The 23,631-nt window shown below is 48.5% G+C and carries 18 protein-coding genes and 4 pseudogenes; 11 read left to right on the top strand and 11 right to left on the bottom strand.

The genetic code is table 11. The features are described from left to right. The first annotated feature begins 7 nt into the window (after positions 1–7). The 4 genes from uxuA to iraD all read left to right on the top strand — a co-directional run bounded on the left by uxuA (position 8) and on the right by iraD (position 4,579). Positions 8–1,192 (top strand): mannonate dehydratase, encoded by a 1,185-nt coding sequence (uxuA, locus tag BEG40_RS11425; RefSeq protein ID WP_000438582.1) that lies wholly within the window; start codon positions 8–10, stop codon positions 1,190–1,192. Between the two features lie 80 nt (positions 1,193–1,272). Continuing rightward, positions 1,273–2,733, top strand: a complete 1,461-nt coding sequence (locus BEG40_RS11420) for a fructuronate reductase (protein WP_105285437.1) — start codon at positions 1,273–1,275, stop codon at positions 2,731–2,733. 269 nt (positions 2,734–3,002) lie between these two features. Continuing rightward, positions 3,003–3,776, top strand: coding sequence for a Uxu operon transcriptional regulator (gene uxuR, locus BEG40_RS11415; RefSeq protein WP_000833698.1), 774 nt, complete (start codon positions 3,003–3,005; stop codon positions 3,774–3,776). A 410-nt stretch (positions 3,777–4,186) separates the two neighbouring features. Further along, positions 4,187–4,579: an anti-adapter protein IraD gene (gene iraD / locus BEG40_RS11410; RefSeq protein WP_105285436.1), complete on the top strand. Its 393-nt coding sequence runs from the start codon at positions 4,187–4,189 to the stop codon at positions 4,577–4,579. A gap of 75 nt (positions 4,580–4,654) precedes the next feature. On the opposite strand, the gene iadA is transcribed toward iraD, so the two are convergent. Beyond that, the gene (iadA, locus tag BEG40_RS11405) at positions 4,655–5,827 is read right to left on the bottom strand and encodes a beta-aspartyl-peptidase (protein ID WP_105285435.1); all 1,173 of its coding nucleotides are present in this window, start codon (positions 5,825–5,827) and stop codon (positions 4,655–4,657) included. A gap of 12 nt (positions 5,828–5,839) precedes the next feature. Beyond that, positions 5,840–6,091: pseudogene (locus BEG40_RS11400) on the bottom strand (hypothetical protein); the annotation flags it as partial. A gap of 148 nt (positions 6,092–6,239) precedes the next feature. Here BEG40_RS11400 and kptA point away from each other — a divergent pair. Then, positions 6,240–6,806 carry an RNA 2'-phosphotransferase gene (gene kptA / locus BEG40_RS11395; RefSeq protein ID WP_105285434.1) on the top strand — a complete coding sequence of 189 codons (567 nt, stop codon included), beginning with the start codon at positions 6,240–6,242 and terminating at the stop codon, positions 6,804–6,806. 39 nt (positions 6,807–6,845) lie between these two features. Here kptA and BEG40_RS11390 read toward each other — a convergent pair whose 3' ends face one another. The 4 genes from BEG40_RS11390 to BEG40_RS11375 form a co-directional block, all read right to left on the bottom strand. Beyond that, positions 6,846–8,024: an MFS transporter gene (locus BEG40_RS11390; protein ID WP_105285433.1), complete on the bottom strand. Its 1,179-nt coding sequence runs from the start codon at positions 8,022–8,024 to the stop codon at positions 6,846–6,848. Between the two features lie 66 nt (positions 8,025–8,090). Further along, positions 8,091–8,948 (bottom strand): SdiA-regulated domain-containing protein, encoded by an 858-nt coding sequence (locus tag BEG40_RS11385; protein WP_000166626.1) that lies wholly within the window; start codon positions 8,946–8,948, stop codon positions 8,091–8,093. Between the two features lie 64 nt (positions 8,949–9,012). Continuing rightward, positions 9,013–9,219, bottom strand: coding sequence for a hypothetical protein (locus BEG40_RS11380; protein WP_105285432.1), 207 nt, complete (start codon positions 9,217–9,219; stop codon positions 9,013–9,015). An 87-nt stretch (positions 9,220–9,306) separates the two neighbouring features. Then, positions 9,307–10,587 (bottom strand): DUF445 domain-containing protein, encoded by a 1,281-nt coding sequence (locus BEG40_RS11375; RefSeq protein ID WP_010357174.1) that lies wholly within the window; start codon positions 10,585–10,587, stop codon positions 9,307–9,309. A gap of 184 nt (positions 10,588–10,771) precedes the next feature. Here BEG40_RS11375 and BEG40_RS11370 point away from each other — a divergent pair, with 184 nt between their 5' ends. Then, positions 10,772–11,725 carry an Rpn family recombination-promoting nuclease/putative transposase gene (locus tag BEG40_RS11370; RefSeq protein ID WP_105285431.1) on the top strand — a complete coding sequence of 318 codons (954 nt, stop codon included), beginning with the start codon at positions 10,772–10,774 and terminating at the stop codon, positions 11,723–11,725. A gap of 258 nt (positions 11,726–11,983) precedes the next feature. On the opposite strand, the gene BEG40_RS11365 is transcribed toward BEG40_RS11370, so the two are convergent. Next, a complete protein-coding gene (locus BEG40_RS11365; RefSeq protein WP_000199291.1) occupies positions 11,984–13,396 on the bottom strand; it encodes an aminotransferase-like domain-containing protein in 1,413 nt (470 codons plus the stop codon). 176 nt (positions 13,397–13,572) lie between these two features. Here BEG40_RS11365 and BEG40_RS11360 point away from each other — a divergent pair, with 176 nt between their 5' ends. From BEG40_RS11360 to BEG40_RS22090, 3 genes and pseudogenes are all read left to right on the top strand, one after another. Further along, positions 13,573–13,737, top strand: coding sequence for a DUF1127 domain-containing protein (locus BEG40_RS11360; RefSeq protein ID WP_000394260.1), 165 nt, complete (start codon positions 13,573–13,575; stop codon positions 13,735–13,737). A 96-nt stretch (positions 13,738–13,833) separates the two neighbouring features. Beyond that, positions 13,834–14,487, top strand: a pseudogene (locus BEG40_RS22095) (DUF262 domain-containing protein); the annotation flags it as partial. 276 nt (positions 14,488–14,763) lie between these two features. Continuing rightward, positions 14,764–15,927, top strand: coding sequence for a GmrSD restriction endonuclease domain-containing protein (locus tag BEG40_RS22090; RefSeq protein ID WP_077629235.1), 1,164 nt, complete (start codon positions 14,764–14,766; stop codon positions 15,925–15,927). A gap of 47 nt (positions 15,928–15,974) precedes the next feature. On the opposite strand, the gene symE is transcribed toward BEG40_RS22090, so the two are convergent. The 4 genes and pseudogenes from symE to hsdR all read right to left on the bottom strand — a co-directional run bounded on the left by symE (position 15,975) and on the right by hsdR (position 22,273). Further along, positions 15,975–16,316, bottom strand: coding sequence for an endoribonuclease SymE (gene symE, locus BEG40_RS11345; protein ID WP_000132619.1), 342 nt, complete (start codon positions 16,314–16,316; stop codon positions 15,975–15,977). A gap of 220 nt (positions 16,317–16,536) precedes the next feature. Continuing rightward, positions 16,537–18,318 carry a restriction endonuclease subunit S gene (locus tag BEG40_RS11340; protein WP_105285430.1) on the bottom strand — a complete coding sequence of 594 codons (1,782 nt, stop codon included), beginning with the start codon at positions 18,316–18,318 and terminating at the stop codon, positions 16,537–16,539. Continuing rightward, positions 18,318–19,787: pseudogene (locus BEG40_RS11335) on the bottom strand (N-6 DNA methylase). The gene BEG40_RS11340 and the pseudogene BEG40_RS11335 overlap by 1 nt, the downstream one beginning before the upstream one ends. 66 nt (positions 19,788–19,853) lie before the next feature. Continuing rightward, positions 19,854–22,273: pseudogene (hsdR, locus tag BEG40_RS11330) on the bottom strand (EcoAI/FtnUII family type I restriction enzme subunit R). Between the two features lie 140 nt (positions 22,274–22,413). Here hsdR and BEG40_RS11325 point away from each other — a divergent pair. Together BEG40_RS11325 and BEG40_RS11320 are read left to right on the top strand one after the other, a co-directional pair. After that, positions 22,414–23,382 (top strand): hypothetical protein, encoded by a 969-nt coding sequence (locus BEG40_RS11325; RefSeq protein WP_105285429.1) that lies wholly within the window; start codon positions 22,414–22,416, stop codon positions 23,380–23,382. A gap of 39 nt (positions 23,383–23,421) precedes the next feature. Then, positions 23,422–23,613 carry a hypothetical protein gene (locus BEG40_RS11320; RefSeq protein ID WP_010346640.1) on the top strand — a complete coding sequence of 64 codons (192 nt, stop codon included), beginning with the start codon at positions 23,422–23,424 and terminating at the stop codon, positions 23,611–23,613. Positions 23,614–23,631 lie beyond the last annotated feature (18 nt).

Below are 23,631 nucleotides of genomic sequence, written 5' to 3'. Positions count from 1 at the left end.
AAAAATCATGGAACAGACCTGGCGCTGGTACGGCCCAAACGATCCGGTTTCTTTAGCTGATGTCCGTCAGGCGGGCGCAACTGGCGTGGTTACCGCGCTGCACCATATCCCGAACGGCGAAGTATGGTCCGTAGAAGAGATCCTCAAACGCAAGGCTATCGTTGAAGACGCAGGTCTGGTGTGGTCTGTCGTGGAAAGCGTGCCAATTCACGAAGATATCAAAACCCACACTGGCAACTATGAGCAGTGGATCGCTAACTATCAGCAGACCCTGCGCAACCTGGCGCAGTGCGGCATCCGCACCGTGTGCTACAACTTCATGCCGGTGCTTGACTGGACCCGTACTGACCTCGAATACGTACTGCCGGACGGCTCCAAAGCCCTGCGTTTCGACCAGATCGAATTTGCTGCGTTTGAAATGCACATCCTGAAGCGCCCAGGCGCGGAAGCGGATTACACCGAAGAAGAAATTGCTCAGGCAGCAGAACGTTTCGCCACCATGAGCGATGAAGACAAAGCGCGTCTGACCCGTAACATCATTGCTGGTCTGCCGGGTGCGGAAGAAGGTTACACCCTCGACCAGTTCCGTAAGCACCTGGAGCTGTACAAAGATATCGACAAAGCCAAACTGCGCGAAAACTTTGCCGTCTTCCTGAAAGCCATTATTCCGGTTGCCGAAGAAGTCGGCGTGCGTATGGCGGTTCACCCGGACGATCCGCCGCGCCCGATCCTCGGTCTGCCGCGTATCGTTTCCACCATTGAAGATATGCAGTGGATGGTTGATACCGTAAACAGCATGGCGAACGGTTTCACCATGTGCACCGGTTCCTACGGCGTGCGCGCTGACAACGATCTGGTTGATATGATCAAGCAGTTTGGTCCGCGCATTTACTTCACCCATCTGCGTTCCACCATGCGTGAAGATAACCCGAAAACCTTCCACGAAGCGGCGCACCTGAACGGCGACGTTGATATGTACGAAGTGGTGAAAGCGATCGTTGAAGAAGAACACCGTCGTAAAGCGGAAGGCAAAGAAGACCTGATCCCGATGCGTCCGGATCACGGTCATCAGATGCTGGACGACCTGAAGAAGAAAACCAACCCAGGTTATTCCGCGATTGGTCGTCTGAAAGGCCTGGCCGAAGTTCGCGGTGTCGAACTGGCGATCCAGCGCGCTTTCTTTAGCCGTTAATATCCACCGGCATGGCTGCGCGCCGTGCCGGTTCCTTCTTCCTTGCCGTCACTCTCTGAAGACGGATTCTGGAGTTTACGATGACTACTATTGTTGACAGCAATCTGCCGGTTGCCCGCCCGTCATGGGATCATTCTCGTCTGGAATCACGCATTGTGCATCTTGGTTGCGGGGCGTTTCACCGCGCGCACCAGGCGCTGTATACCCATCACCTGCTGGAAAGCACCGACAGCGACTGGGGTATCTGCGAAGTTAACCTGATGCCAGGCAACGACCGCGTGCTGATCGAAAACCTGAAAAAACAGCAACTGCTGTACACCGTGGCGGAAAAAGGTGCTGAAAGCACTGAACTGAAAATTATCGGTTCGATGAAAGAAGCCCTGCATCCGGAAATCGACGGTTGCGAAGGTATTCTCAACGCAATGGCGCGTCCGCAAACAGCGATTGTCTCCCTGACGGTCACGGAAAAAGGTTACTGCGCCGATGCGGCAAGCGGTCAGCTGGATCTCAATAACCCGCTGATTAAGCACGATCTGGAAAACCCGACCGCGCCGAAGTCCGCGATTGGTTACATCGTAGAAGCCCTGCGTCTGCGTCGTGAAAAAGGGCTGAAAGCGTTTACCGTGATGTCCTGCGACAACGTGCGTGAAAACGGTCATGTGGCGAAAGTTGCCGTTCTGGGGCTGGCTCAGGCGCGTGACCCGCAGCTGGCGGCATGGATTGAAGAAAACGTCACCTTCCCATGCACCATGGTTGACCGCATCGTTCCGGCGGCTACTCCTGAAACCTTACAAGAAATTGCTGATCAGCTGGGCGTTTACGATCCGTGCGCCATTGCCTGCGAACCGTTCCGCCAGTGGGTGATTGAAGATAACTTCGTTAATGGTCGCCCGGACTGGGATAAAGTGGGCGCACAGTTCGTTGCGGACGTTGTACCGTTCGAAATGATGAAACTGCGTATGCTCAACGGCAGCCACTCTTTCCTGGCGTACCTCGGTTACCTCGGTGGCTATGAAACCATTGCCGATACCATGACTAATGCGGATTATCGCAAAGCCGCCTTTGCCCTGATGATGCAGGAACAAGCGCCAACGCTGTCGATGCCGGAAGGGACTGATCTGAACGCCTATGCGACACTGCTGATCGAGCGTTTCAGCAACCCGTCTCTGCGTCACCGTACCTGGCAGATTGCGATGGACGGTAGCCAGAAGTTACCGCAGCGTCTGCTGGACCCGGTGCGTCTGCACCTGCAAAACGGCGGTAGCTGGCGTCACCTGGCGCTCGGCGTGGCGGGCTGGATGCGTTACACCCAGGGTGTGGATGAGCAAGGCAACGCCATCGACGTAGTTGATCCGATGCTGGCTGAGTTCCAGAAGATCAACGCGCGATATCAGGGAGCAGAACGCGTAAAAGCCCTGTTGAGCCTGAGCGGTATTTTTGCCGATGATCTGCCGCAGAATGCCGACTTTGTTGGTGCGGTGACGGCGGCATATCAGCAACTGTGCGAGCGCGGCGCGCGCGAATGCGTGGCTGCACTGTAACTGACTGATTCCCCGACAGACTTACTGGTCAATCAAACTCATATTTGGTTGACCAGTTTTCGTTTTTTTGCCCACCTGTACGTGCCAACTTCCAGTGCTAATGGTATAGTTTGTCATTAACGATCAACGTAAGATCGCCCGATGCGCACGCTTATCGAGCCTGGGTATCAATCACAACTTATTGAATACGCACTCTTTGTTGGCCGGATAAGGCGTTCACGTCGCATTCGGCAATAATTTGATTAACCGCACCTAACGGACACAACACCATGAAATCTGCCACCTCTGCGCAAAGACCTTACCAGGAAGTCGGGGCGATGATCCGCGATCTGATCATCAAAACACCGTACAATCCTGGCGAACGACTGCCGCCGGAGCGTGAAATCGCAGAAATGCTCGAGGTCACGCGTACTGTGGTGCGTGAGGCGTTGATCATGCTGGAGATCAAAGGGCTGGTAGAAGTGCGGCGCGGCGCCGGTATTTATGTTCTCGACAGTTCAACCAGCCACACTGCCGACAACGCAGATGTCAACGTCTGCAATGACGCCGGTCCTTTTGAGCTGTTACAGGCGCGTCAGTTACTGGAAAGTAACATCGCGGAATTTGCCGCTTTGCAGGCCACCCGCGAAGATATCGTCAAAATGCGCCAGGCATTGCAGCTTGAAGAACGCGAACTGGCCTCCAGCGCGCCGGGCAGCAGTGAAAGCGGCGATATGCAGTTTCACCTCGCCATTGCCGAAGCGACCCATAACAGTATGCTGGTGGAGCTGTTCCGGCAGTCCTGGCAGTGGCGGGAAAACAATCCGATGTGGATCCAGTTGCACAGCCATCTGGATGACAGCTTGTATCGCAAAGAGTGGCTGGGCGATCACAAACAGATCCTCGCCGCGTTAATCAAAAAAGACGCCCGTGCGGCGAAGCTGGCAATGTGGCAGCATCTGGAAAATGTGAAACAGCGCCTGCTGGAGTTTTCCAATGTTGACGATATCTATTTTGACGGCTATCTCTTCGACTCCTGGCCGTTGGATAAAGTTGACGCCTGACCCTTTATTTCTGGTGCAAAGTTGAGCAGCTTTGCACCAGGCCTTTTAGCCACGTAATAACCGATATTATTAATAATAAACGATGAGTAATTTAATAATTACTTATTACATGTCTTTTATAAACATTATATATCTATTTAAATCTGAGTGATTATTCGGAATAATCAAAATATATTGGTTTGTTTCTGTCTGGTTTAGTGACTTTTATCAAATTATATCTTCTTAAATAAAAAGTAAGTGGATCTTCATTTCTGTTCAGGGTCTTATACTTTGCGGGCAAGAATCAAGCCTGTTATCAGGCACGGATGCGATGAGCAAAAAGGAATGACTATGGAAAATGAGCATCAACCCAGTGGTGTCAAGCCGTCAGGGCAAGATATCGATGCCGCTAAACGTCAGGAGTGCGCAAAATGATGCGCCAATTACTTCAGACCGTATTACCTGAAAACACAGGCAGCAATACATCATCGCTGCGTGATTCCGTATGTCGGGATCTCTTTCAACTTTTCAATTCTCCTCACTCACCGCTACCCGCATTACTTATTTCAGGTATGCCAGAGTGGCAAGGGGATAATCAGAGCGACAAACATCTCCAGAGCTGGTATTGCCGCCAGTTGCGTTCCGCTCTTTTATTTCATGAACCACGTATTGCTGCATTGCAGGTGAGTCTGAAAGAAGCATATTGCCACAATCTGACGATTAGCCTGGAGATGATGCTGTACCACGATAATGAACCTCTGACGTTTGATCTGGTCTGGCAGCATGGTGGTTGGTACAGTGCGACGGTGGGGAAAGTCAGCTAAATACCATCTTCTGCGTTTTACTCTGTCAGCCGTCCGAACGGGCATCCTACGTCCATTCGGGCGGCTGACAACCGCTTATGCAGTTTCAAACGTTCCTTTCACGCACGCCTTGCCATCTTTGACCATCAGTTTGCCGTGAGCGTACACCTGCGCAATGCGCAGTTCCGGTGTCATAACCAGCAAATCCGCGTCATTGCCGGGCTGAATTTCGCCTTTCCCGGTCAGGTTGAGGAAACCGGCGACGCTGCTGGTGAGTGGACGCACGGCATCGCTGATACTGAAACCGTAGTCTTTGACCAGCACTTGCACGGTTTCCAGCAACGTCTCAAAACCGGCAACGCCGATATGCGTTAAATTCCCCTCGTCGTCAAAGAACGGCTGGCTACCGTTGCCGTCGGAGCTGAGGGTGATGCGAGCCAGCGGAATCCCCGCCTGAACGGCGCGGGCAATCCCTTCGGCAGGGGCGACCGGTTCGTCAATGCTGCTGGTGATGTCGATGGTGCCGCCTTTAAGGGCGAACTCCAGCGCCTGTTCAAACAAAGGAACGTTGCGGTTAACGTGCGTCGGCAGCAACTTGCTGATTGGCACATCGCAATTTTCCAGGAGATCGTAGATAGGCTGTAGCGCCTTTTTGCTGTCGCCCATGTGGAACACGGTGACGCCAGGTTTACCGCCGAGCAAACCGCCAACGCGGGATTCCGACGCCATATTAGCCAGGTGATAAACATCCGGTGCGGCAGAACGGTGATCAGAGATGGCGCATTTCACGCCAATCACGCGATCGATAATCGCCACGTCTTTTTCCACAGAACCCGTAATGGTGCGGGAAGGCACATGATAAGCACCGGTCAGCATCCAGGCGCTGATGCCTTCTTCATTGAGCGCACGGGTCTTGGCGAGCAGGGATTCCGGGTGGCGAGAGATAGAGTCGGTGCCAAGCAGGCCAATCACCGACGTGACGCCCGCTTCCGTCAGGCGGCTTAACGCCACTTCCGGCGTGCGTGTAGTGGGGCCAGCTTCGCCGCCGCCGCCAATCAAATGGACGTGTTGATCAATAAAACCAGGGCAGAGGATCTGCCCGCTGAGATCGACAATCGTGCAGTTCGGTACGATGTCAGAAGGGATATTGCTGGCAACGGCGATAATCTTGCCGTTAGCGACGAGGACATCGCAAACTCCCCGATCTTCCGGCGCATACAAATGCGCTCCCTGCAGCAGAATGAAACCGGCTGCGGAATAATCAATCATGTAAACTCCTTGTTAAACAATAATCTGCATAACCCAGATCGACAGCAATGCGTTAATCGCGCAGACCGTAATGATATGCAGATAGCATTTAGCATTCACTTCGGCTGTCTCCAGGCTGCGACCGACATTTTGCACCGGGTTGGCTATTAAATACATTGCGGGCAGTAAAACGGTGACATCATGGCCGGTTAACGCGCCTGCGGTCGCATGGCTGACAGCAACGCCGACTGCGCTGCCCATACTCATCAATGTGGCTAAAAGGACAGCGGTAGTCCCCACAACGTTTTTGTATCTGCGTGTTGCTACGTGTTTTTTGCAGAGTGGAAAAACAGGATTGAGTTGCAAAAAATTCATAAACCCAGTGACAATGACGTAGCTGAATAAAAACAGGAAATACAGGGAAGAAGACAAAATGGCAAAGTATGGCGAAAAAGAGTTGGCAGATACGAGTAAGTTTTTAAGTTTTGTCCTCCGACATAAACCAGAGGCGATTGGCATCGCGCTGGATCGTGAAGGATGGGCGGATGTCGATAAACTCATACTCTGTGCACAAAAAGTGGGCAAGCGGTTAACCCGTGCCTTACTGGATGTCGTTGTCGTCACTAGCGATAAAAAGCGTTTTAGTTATTCGAATGATGGTAAGTGCATTCGCGCTGTTCAAGGGCATTCGACCTCGCAGGTCGCCATTGCCTTCACCGAAAAAACACCGCCACAATTTCTCTACCACGGTACGGCAAGTCGCTTCCTTGAGGTGATAAAAAATCAGGGATTGATTGCTGGGGAGCGTCATTACGTGCATCTCTCTGCTGATGAAGCGACAGCTCGCAAAGTAGGAGCCAGACATGGATCGCCGGTTATCTTAACCGTCAAAGCCGAAGAAATGGCGAAACGAGGAATACCTTTCTGGCAAGCGGAAAACGGGGTCTGGCTGACAGCAACTGTTGCGGTTGAGTTTCTTGACTGGCAAGGGAAATACTGAGGCGCTCTTCTCTGGTATGGTGGGGAGAAAAATCCCCCCTTATGAAGTCGCCGTTTGCAGCTTAAATAATTGCACTGTGCTGATGAGCGCGGCAACAAACAGCGCCGCTGCGCCACAAAGCGTGGAGTTGGCGAGTGCCGACGTTCCGTTGCCGAGCATACTGGTCAGCGCCGGGCCGAGAATTTGCCCGATGCCATAAATAAGCGTCACAAAGCCTAACAGGTTGAGATTTCCCGGCACACTAAGCTGGCGGGCGATGGTCATCACCAGCGAGGTCGTGCCCATAAAGGTGCCGCCAAAGCCAATACTGCTGATGATGAGTAATAAAGGAGAGCTGCTGGCGAGGGTTAACAGCACGCAGATAGCCTGTACCAACAAATTCGCCGTCAGGCAGGGTAACGCCCCCCAACGTTTTGCTGCCCACAACCAGCCAAAGCAGCCTGGCACAATCGACAAGCCGACCAGCGTCCAGAGATGGGCGGTCAGTAATGGCAGGCCAGCATCTTTCGCCATGAGCGGCAGATAAGTGGCAACGATGATATAACCAAAACCCGCCAGACCGTACAGAATAGCCAGCAACCACCAGCTCATGGGTTGTTGAGTGGTTTTTGCTAACGGCGTTGGCGCGATGGTGTGTTTTTTCGAAGGAAGCAAAAGCGCCAGTACAATCAATATAATTCCAGAAAGCGCCCCGGCACCTTGCCATAGCGTTTGCGAGGAGAGGGAAAAATGCAGCCCAGCCAGCACATATTCATTGCCTAGCGCGATACCAACACCAACGCCAGAAAACAGTGCCGCAAGTACAAAAGGATGGCGGGTATGTTGCATGATGAGCGTCGAGCCGAAAATCAACATCCCGGCGCTGGCGATGCCTGCCAGAAAGCGAATCAACAACACCAGAATAAACGACGGCAACCACGCCATCGCAAGGATCAACAATCCGGTTGCCAGGGCGCAAGCCAATAAAAACGGGCGCAGACGTGAGGGTAAATGAAATGCGCCGAATGAAAACAACAGGCTTCCAGCCAGATACCCAGCGTAGTTGCCGCTGGCAATCCACGACAGTTCGCTAAATGAAAACTGCCCCTCCGCCAGCATAACTGGCAGCATCGGCGTATAAAGAAAGCGACCTAACCCCATACCTAAGGTCAGAACCAGCATCCCGAAAAGCGCGGTGCTGAAGGAAAAGCGTTCTACGGGATGCGATGACGGGGACATGTTTTACCTTGCTTGTCTTTTTGTTGTTAACAAGTTAATAACAAAAAGGTGAAACATGCCAGTCTGTTAATGTGATGATGTAGGGGTAAAGCGATAAAAACGATTCGGTTCGCCAACGATATAAATATTGCCAGAGGCATCCATCGCAATCCCTTCAGCCTGTTTGATGTTATGTGACAAACCCCGGCTGCCTTTGGTTAGTGACATTTCACCGATAACCTCACCAGCCAGCGTCACTTCCTGCAGTGCGCGTGACTCATGAGACAGTACCAGCAGCGTATTTTTTTGTTGGTTAAATTCTGCGCCGGACACATCATCTAAAGTAAATTGACGTTGTAGTTCCTGGTCTTTGCTGATGTGCAATTCATTGCTACTTAGTAGCCCGTTAACTTTGTAGACCTCAATCGGATTTTTCTCTTTAAAAAACCAGAAAGTGTGATCCTGGCGAGAATAAGCCAGCCCTTCAAAACCACTATTGGTTGGCGTTTTCTGCAACGGAATTTTTATTTTTTTGAGGATTTTCACTTCTGAATTTTCATTAAGTGAAATCACATAAATGGCATAATCGCGTTCATCACTGATGACGAACTTATTATCACCAATATATTCGATAGTCTCGAGATCTTTCACAAAATCCAGAGGAATGGTGCGGAGCAAATCCCCATTCGTGGTCATTTCAACAATCGCCGCAGGTTTATTGATAGTGCTAAACAGGGTATTACTCTGCGCAGACCAGGTCAGTGAGGAGATATTATTCGTTACACCTGCAATCTCTTTACCATCAATATTAACGTGGTAATTTTGAAACCCTGCGGGATAACTGCTTTTGCGCGCGCAAGATTGCACGAAGAAAACACACACTGCGACAATGGCAAAAAGAATAATAATGCTGATACGTTTACTTAACGAAAACCTTTTTGTCATGGCATATCCATCCAACAAAATCAATAAGATATCGATAAGTATACGTAGTGATCTTAATGAATCCTTAACGCGGAGCCAGATCGTAATGTGCAATGCATTTCCTGTCGCAATCTTTCTCCGCTTCTTCGGTAGTTTCAGCTGAGGTGGAGCAACCGCACCGCAGGCCGTTAGCATCTTCTGCGGAATAAACGTGCAGTAAGTGCCGACCAGCGGAATGACGCACTTTGGAGAACTGCTCGAAAATGGCGGGCAGAACGGTGACAAATGGCATGATTTTCCTTCCCCGTACACGGGAGACAATGAAAAAGGCCGCATTATTACCATGATTTAAGTGTGCTTTATTTGTTCTCTCTCGCGGTTAAAAATTGCCGAGGGGTAACAAAGTCGGGATTTGCGATAAAAGATACAGTATCAATCCAATACAACCACCAACCAGTGTACCGTTGACGCGGATAAACTGGAGATCTTTGCCGATATTTAACTCGATTTGCCGTGACATATCCCGCGCATCCCAGCTTTTTACCGTATCAGTAATGTGGCGCGTCAGGAATGCCGAAAACTCTGGTGCGACGCGGTGCGCGGCCTGTTCCAGATGACCATTTAATGACGCCCGCAAGGCGTCATCGGCAATTAACGTCTCGCCAAACCATTGACCCGCCCGCGCGATACGTTCCTTCACGCGAGAATCTTCGCTATTGATATCGGCCTTCAACCATTCCCGCAAATCCCCCCACAATTCACCGAGATAGCGATTAAACGCTTCATCTTCTTTCAGATACGCTTTGATATTGTCGGCGCGCGCCGCCATTTCGGGATCGTTTTTTAGCTTGTCGATCAGCGCAAAGGTGGCGCGATCAAACGCATGGCGGATCTGATGCGCGCGATCGCGGCTGATGTCGTCAAGCAAGGAATTTACCGCATCGGAAACCAGCTCCGCACTGTGTTCACCCAGCCATTCAGTTGGCAAAATTTTCGCTTTCAGCGGATGTTCGTTCTCCAGCCAGCGGACGATCTGCTGGGCGATAAATTTGCGTGATTTATCGCGCTGGAGCAGGGCGATCAGTTGGGCAATCAGCGTATCCAGCAGCACCTGGTGACGATCGTTTTTAGTCATGCTCTCCAGCATTAACGCACTGGTGCCGGAAAGATCCACTTTATCAATCGCCCGATGCACCGCGCGCTTAAGCAGACGCTGAATACGTGCATCATCGGTCAGTTCGAGAAAACCACTCATGATCTGCAAAAGATGCTGCCCAACGCGGTGGGCATTTTCCGGCTGACTAAACCAGTTGCCGATTAACAATGCCGGTTCATGACGACGAATTAACGCCACCAGGGATTGGGTATCGAGAAATTTTTCCTGTACGAACTGCCCGAGATTTTCGCCAATCCGGTCTTTATTACGCGGGATAATCGCCGTATGGCGAGAAATAATCGGAATCGGCACGCGGCGAAACAGCGCCACCACCGCAAACCAGTCAGCCAGAGCACCGACCATTGCCGCCTCCGCAATCGCCTTCACGCCGCTCACCCAAAAATTGGGGGGCAAAAAAAGCGTAACGATAAAAGTCGCGGCAGCAACGAGCAGTAAAGAGAGCGCCAGCATTTTGGCGCGTCGGAGTTCAATGATTTTATTCATATCGTAAGAATAGAGCCTGACGGCAGGTTCACGCAAAAATCGAGACGCCTTCTAGAAAAATGTATCGCTTGCAGGAGAACAAAAATAGCCTGGAAAGCGCCTCGGGGAATAAGATATTGCCGGGTGTGAGCGGAATTAGGAATCGCTAAAGTCGGACTATCTCTTCAACAGGTGACGGATCGCCATGACAAACTTCACGACCAGTACGCCGCATGACGCATTATTTAAATCCTTCCTCACGCATCCTGACACCGCGCGGGATTTTATGGAGATCCACTTACCAAAAGGTTTACGTGAACTGTGCGATCTCGACACCTTAAAACTGGAATCAGCCAGCTTTGTCGATGAAAAATTGCGGGCGCTGCACTCCGATATTTTATGGTCGGTAAAGACTCGCGAAGGTGATGGATACATCTACGTGCTGATTGAACACCAGAGCCGTGAGGATATTCATATGGCCTTTCGCCTGATGCGATATTCCATGGCGGTGATGCAGCGTCATATAGAGCATGATAAACGCCGACCACTACCGCTGGTCATTCCGATGCTGTTTTATCACGGCAGTCGTAGTCCTTATCCCTGGTCCCTGTGCTGGCTGGATGAATTTGCCGACCCGATTACCGCTCGGAAACTTTATACCGCCGCGTTCCCGCTGGTGGATATCACTGTGGTGCCGGACGACGAGATTGTGCAGCATCGCAGAGTTGCCCTGCTGGAGCTGATCCAAAAGCATATCCGCCAGCGCAATATGATGGGGCTGATTGATCAACTGGTAGCATTACTGGTTACAGAGTGCGCTAATGACAGCCAGATAACCGCGCTGTTAAATTACATTTTACTGGCTGGTGATGAAGCGAGTTTTGAAGAATTTGTTAGTGAACTTACCCGTCGAATGCCACAACACAGGGAGCGAATCATGACGATTGCAGAGCGAATTCATAATGCGGGATGGCTGTTGGGAAGGGAAGAAGGGAGGATCGAAGGCAAAGAAGAAGGTAAAGAAGAAGGGGAACAGCGCCTTCTCCGATTGTTTTTGCAAAATGGTGCAGATCCTGAATGGATACAAAAGATTACCGGACATTCATCAGAGCAAATACAGGCATTAGGTCAGTCTTTGCCTGACAGTTACCGCGATTAAGGGATCGAATAATAATCAGAGACTGATGACAAACGCCAAACTTCCTTATGTGCTACGCTTAACAGGCTTACATAGCCCATGCAATATATTGAATTTGCAATATTTTGTATGCCGGATAAGGCGCTCGCGCCACATCCGGCATGAACAAAGCGCACTTTACCTAAGCCATACTGGAACGTAGCGATGTTGCTATAGAGACAAAACGAGCCACAAGCTATTCGTCAGAGGAAATTCAGGCGCGTCGTCACGATTCCGTATTTATTCCATTGCCCGATACACTGCCTCGCCAATTTGCTTTAGTGCTTCGCGATAGGTTTCGCTGAGCGGCAAAGCGCAGTTGATGCGCAGACAATTACGGTATTTGCCGGAAGCCGAGAAAATCGAGCCTGCCGCCACCTGGATTTTCATGCGGCACAATTGCCGCGCGACGCAGACCATATCGACCTGTTCAGGCAATTCTATCCACAGTAAAAATCCGCCTTTCGGGCGCGTAATACAGATTTCGCAGGGAAAATATTCCCGTATCCAGCAGGTATAAAGCGCCATATTGCGCTGATAGTTCTGCCGCATCCGCCGGATATGGCGATGATAGTGACCTTCCTGCACAAACGTTGCTGCCGCCATTTGCGTGGACGGTACATTAAAGCTGCTGGTGGCATATTTCATATGCAGCAGTTTATCGTGATAACGCCCCGGCGCGACCCAGCCCACGCGCAGGCCTGGCGCAATGCTTTTACTGAACGAACTGCACAGCAGCACCCGACCATCGCTATCCCATGAATGAATGGTACGCGGGCGCGGATATTCCGTTGCCAGTTCGCCGTAGACATCATCTTCAAAAATCACAATATCATGACGCTGAGCGAGAGAGAGAACGGCTCGTTTGCGCGCGTCCGGCATAATAAATCCCAGCGGATTATTACAGTTTGGCACCAGAATGATGCCTTTAATCGGCCATTGTTCCAGCGCCAGTTCCAGTGCTTCAACGCTGATGCCTGTTTCTGGATCGGTTGGGATTTCAATCACGTTCACGCCTATGCCACGCAGCATCTGCATCGAACCGTAATAACAGGGCGATTCAACCGCGACAATATCGCCCGGTTTACACACCGCCATTAACGCCAGCGACATCGAGTTATGGCAGCCGCTGGTGATAATAATGTCATCGGCGGTGACCACCGAGCCGCTGTCGAGCATCAGGCGGGCAATCTGCTCGCGCAATACCCGCTGACCGGTTAACGAATCATAGCTGAGAACGGTTTGCAGATTATGCTGCACCACCCGGCTAAGCTCCCGCCAGAGCGGTTTCAGGCTGGGCGCCTCGACATCCGGCGTGCTTTTACTGAACGGAATAACAGAACTATCGCTATGCGCTTTCAGCATATCCAGCACCTGATCCCACTGGGTAATTTCCACCGGACGTTGCACCGGACGCGTCATCGGCGGCACTGGCGGCTGGGCTTTATGTTGCGCGACAAAATAACCCGAACGCGGCTGCGGAGTGATGAGCTTCATCGTTTCCAGAGTCTGATACGCCTGCTGCACGGTGCTAATACTGACGCCGTGCTCCTGACTTAAGCTGCGCACCGACGGCAATTTCTCCCCGTGACGATACAGCCCTTGCTCAATCCGCTCGGCAAGTAGAGTCGCCAGATGTTGATAACGCGTCATGCTGTATTCCTTATATGGACCATACAGAGAGAAAAACCGGTACAGATGAGGCTAAAAAACCGGATGCAGATGCTGTTTTAACCTGTCTGTATGTTAAATAAAAGTAATATTTGCATCTGTATTGTGAACTGCCAGAAGGCGGATGATGAAGCCTCTGAAAGATGAGGAGGCAGCAGATGGAATTTCACGAAAACAAAGCCAAAGCGCCGTTTATCGGCTTCGTGCAACTCTGGCAGGCGGTGCGAAGCTGGTGGCTGAAAAAGCAGACCCGGCGTGTGTTACAGCAGATGAGTGATGAGCGGTTGAAGGATATTGGGTTACGCAGGGAGGATGTGGAGTGAGGGGACAGTTCGTCGCGGATAAACAGGATTTCTCTATAACCTCCACAAGGAAGTGTTTATTATTGTGAAATCATCGCTTCACGGAAAGACGTCAGAATGAAAGCAACAGAAGCCCGTTTACTCGATTTTTTAAAACGTTCGCAGCAGTTTGTTATTCCCATTTATCAACGCACCTATTCATGGACAGAGCAACAATGTCGGCAACTTTGGGACGACATCATTCGTGCCGGAAAGCGTGATGATATATCAGCGCATTTTATTGGTTCGGTTGTTTATATAGAGCAGGGGTTGTATCAGGTTTCCGGTATTTCTCCGTTGCTGGTCATTGATGGTCAACAGCGGCTGACGACCGCAATGTTGCTGATTGAGGCTTTATCGCGCCATCTTGGCGAAGAAGAAGTTTTTGATGGCTTTTCGGCAATGAAATTGCGTAATTATTATTTACTCAATCCTTATGAGTCCGGTGAGAAAGGATTTAAATTACTGTTGACCGAGACCGATAAAGACAGTTTGCTGGCATTAATAAAACAAAGACCAATGCCAGAAAACTATTCCCATCGAATAATGGAAAACTTTACTTTCTTTGATGAGCAAATTGCCAAACTCGGTGATGATTTGATCCCCTTATGTCGTGGGTTAGCAAAGTTATTAATTGTCGATGTTGCGCTTAATCGTGGTCAGGATAATCCGCAACTGATTTTTGAAAGTATGAACTCCACCGGTAAGGCGTTAAGTCAGGCCGATCTGGTGCGCAATTTTATTCTGATGGGCCTCGAACCAGAGCATCAAACCCGGTTGTATGAAGATCACTGGCGTCCAATGGAAATCGCTTTTGGTCAGCAAGGTTATAGCGAATATTTTGACAGTTTTATGCGTCATTATCTGACGGTAAAAACAGGGGAGATCCCTCGGACAGATGAAGTCTATGAGGCATTTAAACTACATGCCCGCAGCCAGAGTGTTGCTGAAAAAGGTGTAGATCGGCTGGTTGAAGATATACACATCTACGCGGAGTATTACTGTGCAATGGCATTGGGTAAGGAAAGTGACAAATCGCTTGCTACGGCTTTTCAGGATTTGCGCGAGTTAAAGGTCGATGTTGCGTATCCTTTCTTACTGGCGCTTTATCATGACTATAAAAATGGTGATTTGTCTCACGAAGATTTCCTGCGCATAATTCGTTTAATTGAATCTTATGTTTTCCGCCGTGCAGTGTGTGCAATTCCGACGAATTCTTTGAACAAGACGTTTGCCACTTTTTATAAGATCATTAATAAAGAAAAATATCTGGAAAGTATTCAGGTGCATTTTATGAACCTGCCTTCATATCGTCGTTTTCCCAACGATGATGAATTTAAACGGGAATTAAAAGTTCGCGATCTCTATAACTTCCGCAGTCGCAGCTACTGGTTACGACGACTGGAAAACGATAAACGCAGAGAGCGCGTGGAAGAGTTTACGATTGAACACATTATGCCGCAGAACGAAAATCTGTCGGCTAAATGGCGCGAAGAGCTGGGAAGCGACTGGCAGCGTATTCATAAAGAATTGTTGCATACGTTGGGGAATCTCACTTTAACACGCTATAACTCCCGCTACAGTGACAGACCTTTCGCGGAAAAACGCGATATTGAAGACGGCTTTAAGCATAGCCCGCTCTATTTGAATATCGGTCTTGGACAGTGCGAAAAATGGGATGAAGCCGCCATTCGCACCCGTGCCGATCGTCTGGCCGATCTCGCGGTTCAGGTCTGGCAAGCGCCTTCTCTTCCTGAAGAGGTTTTAGCTGTTTATCGGGGGCAGCCGGAGAACAAAACCAGTTACAGCCTGAATGATTTTCCTTTCCTTGCTGATGGTTCGCATAGCCGGGTGTTATTCGATCATCTTCGCGATGAAGTTATGCGCCTGGACGCAGGGATCACACAGGAAGTTTTAAAGCTGTATATTGCGTTTAAAGCTGAAACGAATTTTGTTGATGTTGTGCCGCAAAAAAGCCGACTGCGGTTGTCGCTTAATATGCAGTTTCATGAACTGGTCGATCCGAAAGGTATTGCCAAAGATGTGACAAATGTTGGGCGCTGGGGCAATGGTGATGTGGAAATTGGTTTCAGCGACCTCACACAACTTCCTTACATTATGGGATTAATTCGTCAGGCATTTGAAAAACAGATGGAGAGCGCGTTGGTATAACGCGGCGAATAATACCCGGTAGCACTTGGCGCTACCGGGTCAATCTATCAGGCAACTTTCTGTTTACCCGCAATCACCCCAATAAATTCCTGCACCTGCTTTTGTTTACGTGCTGACAGCTTGCACACCTGGCGCAGCGACTGCATCAGTTCGCTCTCTTCGGGGGCGGGTGGTTGGGCGGTGAGGACAATACAGCCTTCCATCACTTTGACATCTACCGCCGTGCCGGTAGCAAAACCGGCGGCTTCCAGCCACTGACCTTTCAGGGTGATGGCGGGAATACGGCTGTAATCCGGGTAGCGGCTCGCATAACTCACGGTTAATTGACGGTTATTCGCCGGGGAGACTTCTGCTTCGAACGGTTGTGCAATAGAATGCGTGTCAGTCATAACTGCTATTCCCTATAAATAGTGATTGTGATGAGCGGTGCGGGTGTGTTGGCGCACATCCGCACCGCGCTAAATACCTGGATATATCATCAGTAAATATGGGGAAAGTCCAGCTAAAAATTAATGAAAATAAGATGAAAATTAGCGTGAAATATAATTTTTGGTGATGTGAATAAAGCGGCTATTTAGCCGCTTTATTGGTTTTTTGAGGGCGAGAAAATTAGTTTATCGTCACGTCAGTGAGTGCGTCTGCAAGGTGCAGTTGGGTTTGCTGGGCGGATTGAATTTGAGAACTAAGCTCTTCACATATTTTCATGTATTGTTTTAATGTTTCAGTGATTTTTAATTGCTCTTTATAGCAAGGCAATGCAATAACTAACTCTGAAACTTGGTTTCTGGATACATTTTTCATAGATGAACTTGTTCCTCCCGCTACGTCCTTATAATATTTTCGCGAAAACACTGAATTATTAACTAAGTTAATATAATAAGGGTTTGCAAATGAGGAGAATTCAAATCTAATGATCTTATCACTAAGCATTAGATTTATTGGTGGATTTTCAGGTACAACAACAGATCGAGCAACTAGCTCTGAAGTGTTTGCTCTGGAAATTAAAAAATCATTTTCTTTAACTTCATATTCTTGCCTTGGTAATAAATGTTCGGGTAATGCTTTGTTTTCTTGTGGTCGATATTCTCCCCAAGTTACAGCACTAATTTTCAGTACGCCCCATTGATTTCCAGATCTTGGTTCATTCTCACATTGTGGACTCCAGCCTGCCTCGGACTTTAGAGCTAAATCACCTAAACGACACCACTCCCAACCTTCCGGCAGTTCAAACGGTTTTTCCTCATCGCTAATCGGCGGCAACGGTTTTTGTTTTTTTATTTTTCCTTCTTTCACCAGTTGTGCTTTTTCATGCGCAATTCGTTTGAGCAGTTCAGAGGCAGGTTCGTCATTCGGATCCTGCGGCACAAGTTTACCCATTACGGCCAGTTGCAAAATAGTCTGTTTTAACGCATCCACGCTGGCTTCGGTGGTAAATAGTGTGTCGAAATGCTCGCTAATACGCGCCCAGTTTTCAGCCAGTTCCTCGGCATTTTGGCTGTCTGTAAGCGTTCCCAACAGTGTTTCAACCAGTTGCTGATGTGCGTCCAGACTGGTTAGGGATTGCTGTTCCAGTTGGTCGCAGAGGGACATTAACTGAGTAAACCTAATAATAATGCGCTCTTGTTCTTGCAATGGAGGGAAGGGAATAGGATTATTTTCAAAAAAAAGCCTTGGAACACGTTTCTGACCAGCAGAACCAGTCATTTGTGATTCACCAGACTTAAGAAAATTAGGTGATTTAAAGTTTAAAAGAAGATATTTTCGATTAATTATATCGCTAAAAGGGCGTGCAACATGTAATTCGGTTGTTCCAACACCAATGCCGTTTTTTAAGCCAGAAAAAATAGCTGCTTTACTATTTTCAAAGCAAGGTGTTATTTTTGCAATAGCGATATCACCATTAGCAAAGTGTGTATAACCTTTTTTAACATCTTTCCATTTTTTTATTTCAAATTCATGCGAGCCATCAAATTTAGTAGATATGAGTGGCATTGGAATAAATGATATTTCTTGCTCATCATCACTGACATCAATTTTAGGATTTATTTCCGCAATTCTAGTTAGCGTTGTCCACTCCCATCCCTCCGGCAATTCAAACGGCTTCTCTTCCTCGCTAATTTCTGGCAGTGGTTTTTGCTTTTTTATTTTCCCCTGTTTCACCAGCTCTGCTTTTTCCGCCGCAATACGCTTCAGCAGCTCCGACGCCGGTTCATCGTTCGGATCCTGCGGCACCAGTTTACCGCGCACCGCCAGTTCCAGAATCAGCTCACGTAATTTCTTAATGCCATATAAATCATTTTTTCCGGAACTGCCGCGCCCGGCGGTGGAACGGGTTTGCAACGCCGAGGTCCAGGTTTCCATATGATCAACGATCAGCTTTTCCACACTCATTAGTTAACCTCCTTGCCAGACAGCGCAGCGCCAAGAATATCGCGCAGTTGATTACGCAGCGTCTGGATCTCCGCCTGCTGTTTTGCATACTGCGCTAACAGCTCGTCCGGATCATGGCTGACGGTTTCCGCCTGATGTGGGTTTTTAATATCCAGATTGAAGTTACGCGCAATGACATCATCAATGCTGACTTTCCACGCCTGCTCATTCTCGACGCGGCTGGCAAAACCATCGGCCTCGTTACCCCACCAGTCAATCTCCGCCTGAAACTCTTCGAACTTCATCGGCTTGGTTTTACTGTAATTTTTCACGCCCGCCGGATACGGATGCTCATAGAACCAAATCTCTTTGGTTGGCTGACCTTTGGTAAAGAACAACAGGTTGGTTTTAATGCCGGTATAGGGGTTAAAAACCCCATTCGGTAAACGCACGATAGTGTGCAGGTTGCACTCTTCGGTAAGTAGCTTCTTGATTTTGGTTTTAACACCTTCGCCAAATAGCGTGCCATCCGGCAATACCACCGCCGCACGACCGTTTTTCGCCAGTACTTCAACAATCAGTTGCAGGAACAGATCCGCCGTTTCGCGGGTTTGCATCTCTGCCGGAAAGTTCTTCTCAATACCGTCTTCTTCCGTGCCACCAAACGGCGGGTTGGTAACAATGACATCCAGTTGCTCATCCCAGGAGGAAAGCGGTTTGTTCAGAGTGTTGTCGTGACGAATTTGTACCGGTACTTCAATGCCGTGCAGCAGCATATTGGTGGTCGCCAGCAGGTGCGGAAGCTGTTTTTTCTCGACACCGTGGATCTGTTGTTGCAGCGTCTGATGATCGGCGACGCTCTTCACGTATTTGTTCTTTACATGATCGAACGCGCAGGCAAGAAAACCGCCCGTACCGCAGGCCGGGTCCATAATGGATTCGCCGAGTTTCGGATCAACGCGATCCACCATAAAGCGAGTGACGGCACGTGGAGTATAGAATTCGCCAGCATTGCCCGCAGATTGCAGATCTTTAAGGATCTGTTCGTAAATATCACCAAACAAATGGCGTTCGCTGGCGCTGGTAAAGTCAATTTAGTTCAGCTTGTTGATCACCTGACGCAGTAGCGTACCGTTTTTCATATAGTTATAGGCATCGCTGAACGCCTGCTTCACCACGTAGCCGCGTGGGTTTTTATCGATAGGCGCAGTGAGGTTTTTCAACGCCGGGAACAGATCATCATTAACGAACTCCAGCAGGGAATCACCGGTAATGCCCTGCGCGTTGGCGGCCCAACTGCGCCATAAATAACGCTGTGGGATCGGATATTGATAGTTATCCTGCTCCAGTTCCAGCGCCTCTTCCTGGGCATCGAAGATTTTCAAAAACAGCAGCCAGGAGAGCTGACCGAGACGCTGCGCATCGCCGTCCACACCGGCATCTTTGCGCATAATATCTTGTAATGATTTGATTACTGAACTGATAGACATGTTGTATTCCATGAAAAACAAGGCCTTCTGCAACATGATGGTTGCAGAAGGCGCAAAAGAGAGTTGTTAAGCAGAGCGGGGCGGTAATTGGTAGATTTCGTTTTCCAGCTCGCTGAGCGCCTGATTATACCCGTTACGGTCGCCAAATCCGGTTTTAATAATCTCCGGTAAGGTACCCATGCTGTCGAATGGTTTAAGTTTCAGCACCTGAATACTTTCGATCTCCTCTACGCCCGCATCGGCGTATTTATCCAGCAGATTATCGAGCACGGCTTGCGCTGCTTCAGAGTATTTTGTGAAGTAGTTCCGCTTGCGCACGTTCTCGGCGCGCTCTTTGCGGGTTAACGGCGGCTGACCATACACTACGTGGCAAAGCATGTCGAACGGGTCGAGATCTTTACCGACTTCTTCTGCCAGCACTTCCCAGATAATCCCCTGTTGCTCCAGCTCGTGAATGATCGCTTCTTTGCGATCGGCGTCCTGCCACTTGCGGGTAAAGTCATCCAGCGAGGCATATTCTTTGAGCAGTGTTTTACGGGTGTAATCTTTAAAGGATTCGGTAACCAGTTTTCCGTCGGCATCGTAATACTGAACGCGCTGTGCAATAACGCCCACCGCCACGCCATTGACGTGAAACTTGCGGATTTTCTTCTCGTCTTCTTCCGGAAGTGGGCCGACATCATCGGTATCGGTAACCTGGTATGGCGGCGCAGGCGGTTCATCAACGCTTCGTCGTGTTCGCTGATTTCTTCGAGTTTCTCTTCAAAATCAGATTCTGGATCGGCGATATCCTCTGGTGTGGTATCCATGACTTTTTCGGGAATGCCATCGAAACGCTCATCGGCAAACAGTTCGGTGGCTTTTTTAAAGTCGAGGATGGTAAACCAGAGTTTTCCGTAACGCTCGTCGATGCGTGTACCACGACCGATAATTTGCTTGAATTTGGTCATCGACTGGATGTTCTGATCCAGTACTACCAGTTTGCAGGTTTTAGCATCCACACCGGTGGTCATCAGCTCTGAAGTGGTCGCGATAACCGGGTACGGTTTTTTCGGGTTGATGAAGTTATCCAACTGAGCTTTGCCAATTTCATCATCACCGGTAATTTTCATGACGTATTTGTCGTTCTTTTTCACCTGCTCCGGGTTGAGATTAACCAGGGCGCGGCGCATACGTTCTGCATGATCGATGTCGTTACAGAAGACGATGGTTTTATCCATCGGATTGGTGCGCTTGAGGTAGTCGGTAATGGTTCTGGCAACCAGTTCTGTGCGTTCGTCGATTACCATCGTGCGATCGAAATCTTTCTGGTTATAGATACGATCGTCGATCACTTCGCCGTTTAAGTCAGTTTGCCCTTTGGTTGGGCGCCAGCCTTGCAGATCGACATCAATATCAACACGGACAACTTTATAAGGGGCGAGGAAGCCGTCTTCGATCCCTTCTTTTAGCGAGTAGACGTAAACCGGATCGCCGAAGTAATCCGTGCTGGAGACTTCATGCGTCTCTTTTGGCGTGGCGGTTAAGCCAATTTGGGTGGCTGAACTGAAATAATCAAGGATCTCTCGCCAGGCGCTATCTTCGGATGCGCTGCCGCGATGGCATTCGTCGATCACGATCAGATCGAAGAAATCTGGTGCGACTTTTTTAAACGCTTTTTGGTTTTCCTCCGGGCCAGTTATAGCCTGATAGAGCGCGAGGTGTATTTCATAAGCGGGATCAATGCTGCGTCCGCTGACTTTGGTCATTGCCGTACCAAATGGCTGGAAATCATTATGTTTGGTTTGGTCGACCAGAATGTTGCGATCGGCAAGGAACAGAATGCGTTTTTTATTTTTTGATTTCCACAGGCGCCAGATGATCTGGAATGCGGTATAGGTTTTCCCTGTTCCGGTCGCCATGACCAGCAGAACGCGGTTTTGCCCGTTGGAGACGGCTTCTATGGTTTTGTTGATTGCCTGAAGTTGGTAATAACGTGGCGATTTACCGCTGCCATCGTCGTAATAGTCCTGAGTAATCACCGGAATCTGAGCTTGTGTGTATCCTTTCCAGAGGCAGAATTTTTGCCAGAGTTCAGCGGGGGAGGGGAAGTCATCCAGCGTTATTTGTTTTTCAAGGCGTTCACCTTCGGCTGCGGTAGCATCGCGGAAGATAAAGCCATCACCGTTGGTGGCAAAAACAAAAGGAACGTCCAGCAGGTGCGCATATTCAATGCCCTGTTGCATCCCTTTGCCAATTTCATGTTTGTTGGCTTTTGCTTCAATCACAGCTAAGGGAATGCCTGGCTTGTGGTACAGCACGATGTCAGCAGATTTTACCGTTCTGCGTGCCGCAACTTTACCACGTACGATGACTTTACCGTCCCGGAGTTTGACCTCCTGTCTGATTTGCGTTGTGTTGTCCCAGCCTGCATTGAGAATGGCTGGCATAACGCATTTGGTAATGATGTCTGCTTCCGTCAGGTTACTTAGGTTCAGTTCCGCCATGGGGTATTCTCATCTAAATGCGATGCGCAAATTCTACACAGAAAAATAGATGAATTCATCTGTTCAAAGAGTATTATCAGCGTTAAGTCACTGTTTTAAAGGTATTCTTGAGTTTCATCAATAGCTGGATAAGGATTCATATGGAGAATGTTCGGTTCTTGCAAGGAGTTAAAAAATATTTTTGTACTAAGGCATTAGATGTCATTCTGCTCGTTTATCTATTTCTTGGTTTTATACTTCTCCCTTATAAATATCTGTGGAAAGATATTACTTTATCTCTGTGTTTTGTTGGTATTCTTCTTTATGCATTAGTAGAAGAAAATCGCATTACAGAATATATGGGGTATTTTGTTAAGTTCAGTAATAAAAACAGGTTGAATAGTTGTGCTGCCTGGTGTTCACTTATTGCATGGTTTATATTTTTGTTTTTTGTGCTTTCAATTAATATTTTTCCAGTCAGTGCCTCTGTATATATTTTTAGTGCTTTTTCAGCATTTGTTTTTCTGGGAGGTGTTTTTATTATATTAGAGTTGGAATTTAAAAATAATAAAAATTTAATGATTATTAGGTCTATGACTATAGCTGTCATACCAATTATATATTTATTCTCAAGTGGTTTTTCTTCCAGTTTATTTTTAAGTTTGAGTAATCTAAACATCACACTATCACCATGGGTTGAGTATTTCTGGAAAGGGATGGCTTTTTTGTTTCTTTTCTTCATGTTAATGCAACTTATTATCTATTTTGCTTTTTTAACTCTGTGGGCTAAATTAAGTGTGTACAGGTTGTTTATACTTGCCGGAGCATTTATAGCATCTACTATTTTAGTGGTTTTTGCTTCAAAAAATGTAGAGAGTATTTCGTACTACGTTTTAAAAAGTACTATAGATTTTGAATGGCGCAGTCAGGTTAAATGTGGACAGTTGAATATTTCACATCCGGATGAAAGGTATTTCGGGTTTAATACCGATAAATATACTGTATTTTATTCCAATAGAGAGGGTAAATGGGGGGTCAATGAGTTGAAATGTAAGAAAGGCTCTGACAGGAGAGATGCATATTCCATTGAGAATGTCTCAGAATATAACGTGCCTGGATGGCTGAAATAAGTCATCTTTATAATTAAATCGTAAAGGTTCTGGACATAAATGAGCATGGTTAAACATAAACGGGGCACACTCTACACACTTGATGTGCAGCAAGAAGCTGAACTCAAGGCTTTGGTTAATAAATCCGACGATTATATTGATTACAGCGATATTCCTGCGTCTGGTAGCGATGCATGGGCTGACGCCAAACGCGGCAATTTTTTGCCAAATCCAGGTATTCACGCGCAATAAAACTTAGCGGAGGGGAGC

Source organism: Escherichia sp. MOD1-EC5495 (assembly GCF_002965965.1).
Lineage (GTDB): Bacteria > Pseudomonadota > Gammaproteobacteria > Enterobacterales > Enterobacteriaceae > Escherichia > Escherichia ruysiae.
The sequence above is the reverse complement of the archived record's forward strand: the minus strand, read 5'-3'. Positions and strand labels throughout refer to the sequence as shown.

Excerpts from the sequence above, each read along its gene's own strand:
- BEG40_RS11370 (WP_105285431.1), top strand. The coding sequence starts at position 10,772 with ATGACAAACTTCACGACCAGTACGCCGCATGACGCATTATTTAAATCC.
- symE (WP_000132619.1), bottom strand. The coding sequence starts at position 16,316 with ATGACTGACACGCATTCTATTGCACAACCGTTCGAAGCAGAAGTCTCC.
- iraD (WP_105285436.1), top strand. The coding sequence starts at position 4,187 with ATGATGCGCCAATTACTTCAGACCGTATTACCTGAAAACACAGGCAGC.
- BEG40_RS11420 (WP_105285437.1), top strand. The coding sequence starts at position 1,273 with ATGACTACTATTGTTGACAGCAATCTGCCGGTTGCCCGCCCGTCATGG.
- BEG40_RS22090 (WP_077629235.1), top strand. The coding sequence starts at position 14,764 with ATGGCATTGGGTAAGGAAAGTGACAAATCGCTTGCTACGGCTTTTCAG.
- iadA (WP_105285435.1), bottom strand. The coding sequence starts at position 5,827 with ATGATTGATTATTCCGCAGCCGGTTTCATTCTGCTGCAGGGAGCGCAT.
- BEG40_RS11340 (WP_105285430.1), bottom strand. The coding sequence starts at position 18,318 with ATGAGTGTGGAAAAGCTGATCGTTGATCATATGGAAACCTGGACCTCG.
- BEG40_RS11320 (WP_010346640.1), top strand. The coding sequence starts at position 23,422 with ATGAGCATGGTTAAACATAAACGGGGCACACTCTACACACTTGATGTG.
- BEG40_RS11325 (WP_105285429.1), top strand. The coding sequence starts at position 22,414 with ATGGAGAATGTTCGGTTCTTGCAAGGAGTTAAAAAATATTTTTGTACT.
- BEG40_RS11365 (WP_000199291.1), bottom strand. The coding sequence starts at position 13,396 with ATGACGCGTTATCAACATCTGGCGACTCTACTTGCCGAGCGGATTGAG.
- uxuR (WP_000833698.1), top strand. The coding sequence starts at position 3,003 with ATGAAATCTGCCACCTCTGCGCAAAGACCTTACCAGGAAGTCGGGGCG.
- BEG40_RS11380 (WP_105285432.1), bottom strand. The coding sequence starts at position 9,219 with ATGCCATTTGTCACCGTTCTGCCCGCCATTTTCGAGCAGTTCTCCAAA.
- BEG40_RS11385 (WP_000166626.1), bottom strand. The coding sequence starts at position 8,948 with ATGACAAAAAGGTTTTCGTTAAGTAAACGTATCAGCATTATTATTCTT.
- kptA (WP_105285434.1), top strand. The coding sequence starts at position 6,240 with ATGGCAAAGTATGGCGAAAAAGAGTTGGCAGATACGAGTAAGTTTTTA.
- BEG40_RS11375 (WP_010357174.1), bottom strand. The coding sequence starts at position 10,587 with ATGAATAAAATCATTGAACTCCGACGCGCCAAAATGCTGGCGCTCTCT.
- BEG40_RS11360 (WP_000394260.1), top strand. The coding sequence starts at position 13,573 with ATGGAATTTCACGAAAACAAAGCCAAAGCGCCGTTTATCGGCTTCGTG.
- BEG40_RS11390 (WP_105285433.1), bottom strand. The coding sequence starts at position 8,024 with ATGTCCCCGTCATCGCATCCCGTAGAACGCTTTTCCTTCAGCACCGCG.
- uxuA (WP_000438582.1), top strand. The coding sequence starts at position 8 with ATGGAACAGACCTGGCGCTGGTACGGCCCAAACGATCCGGTTTCTTTA.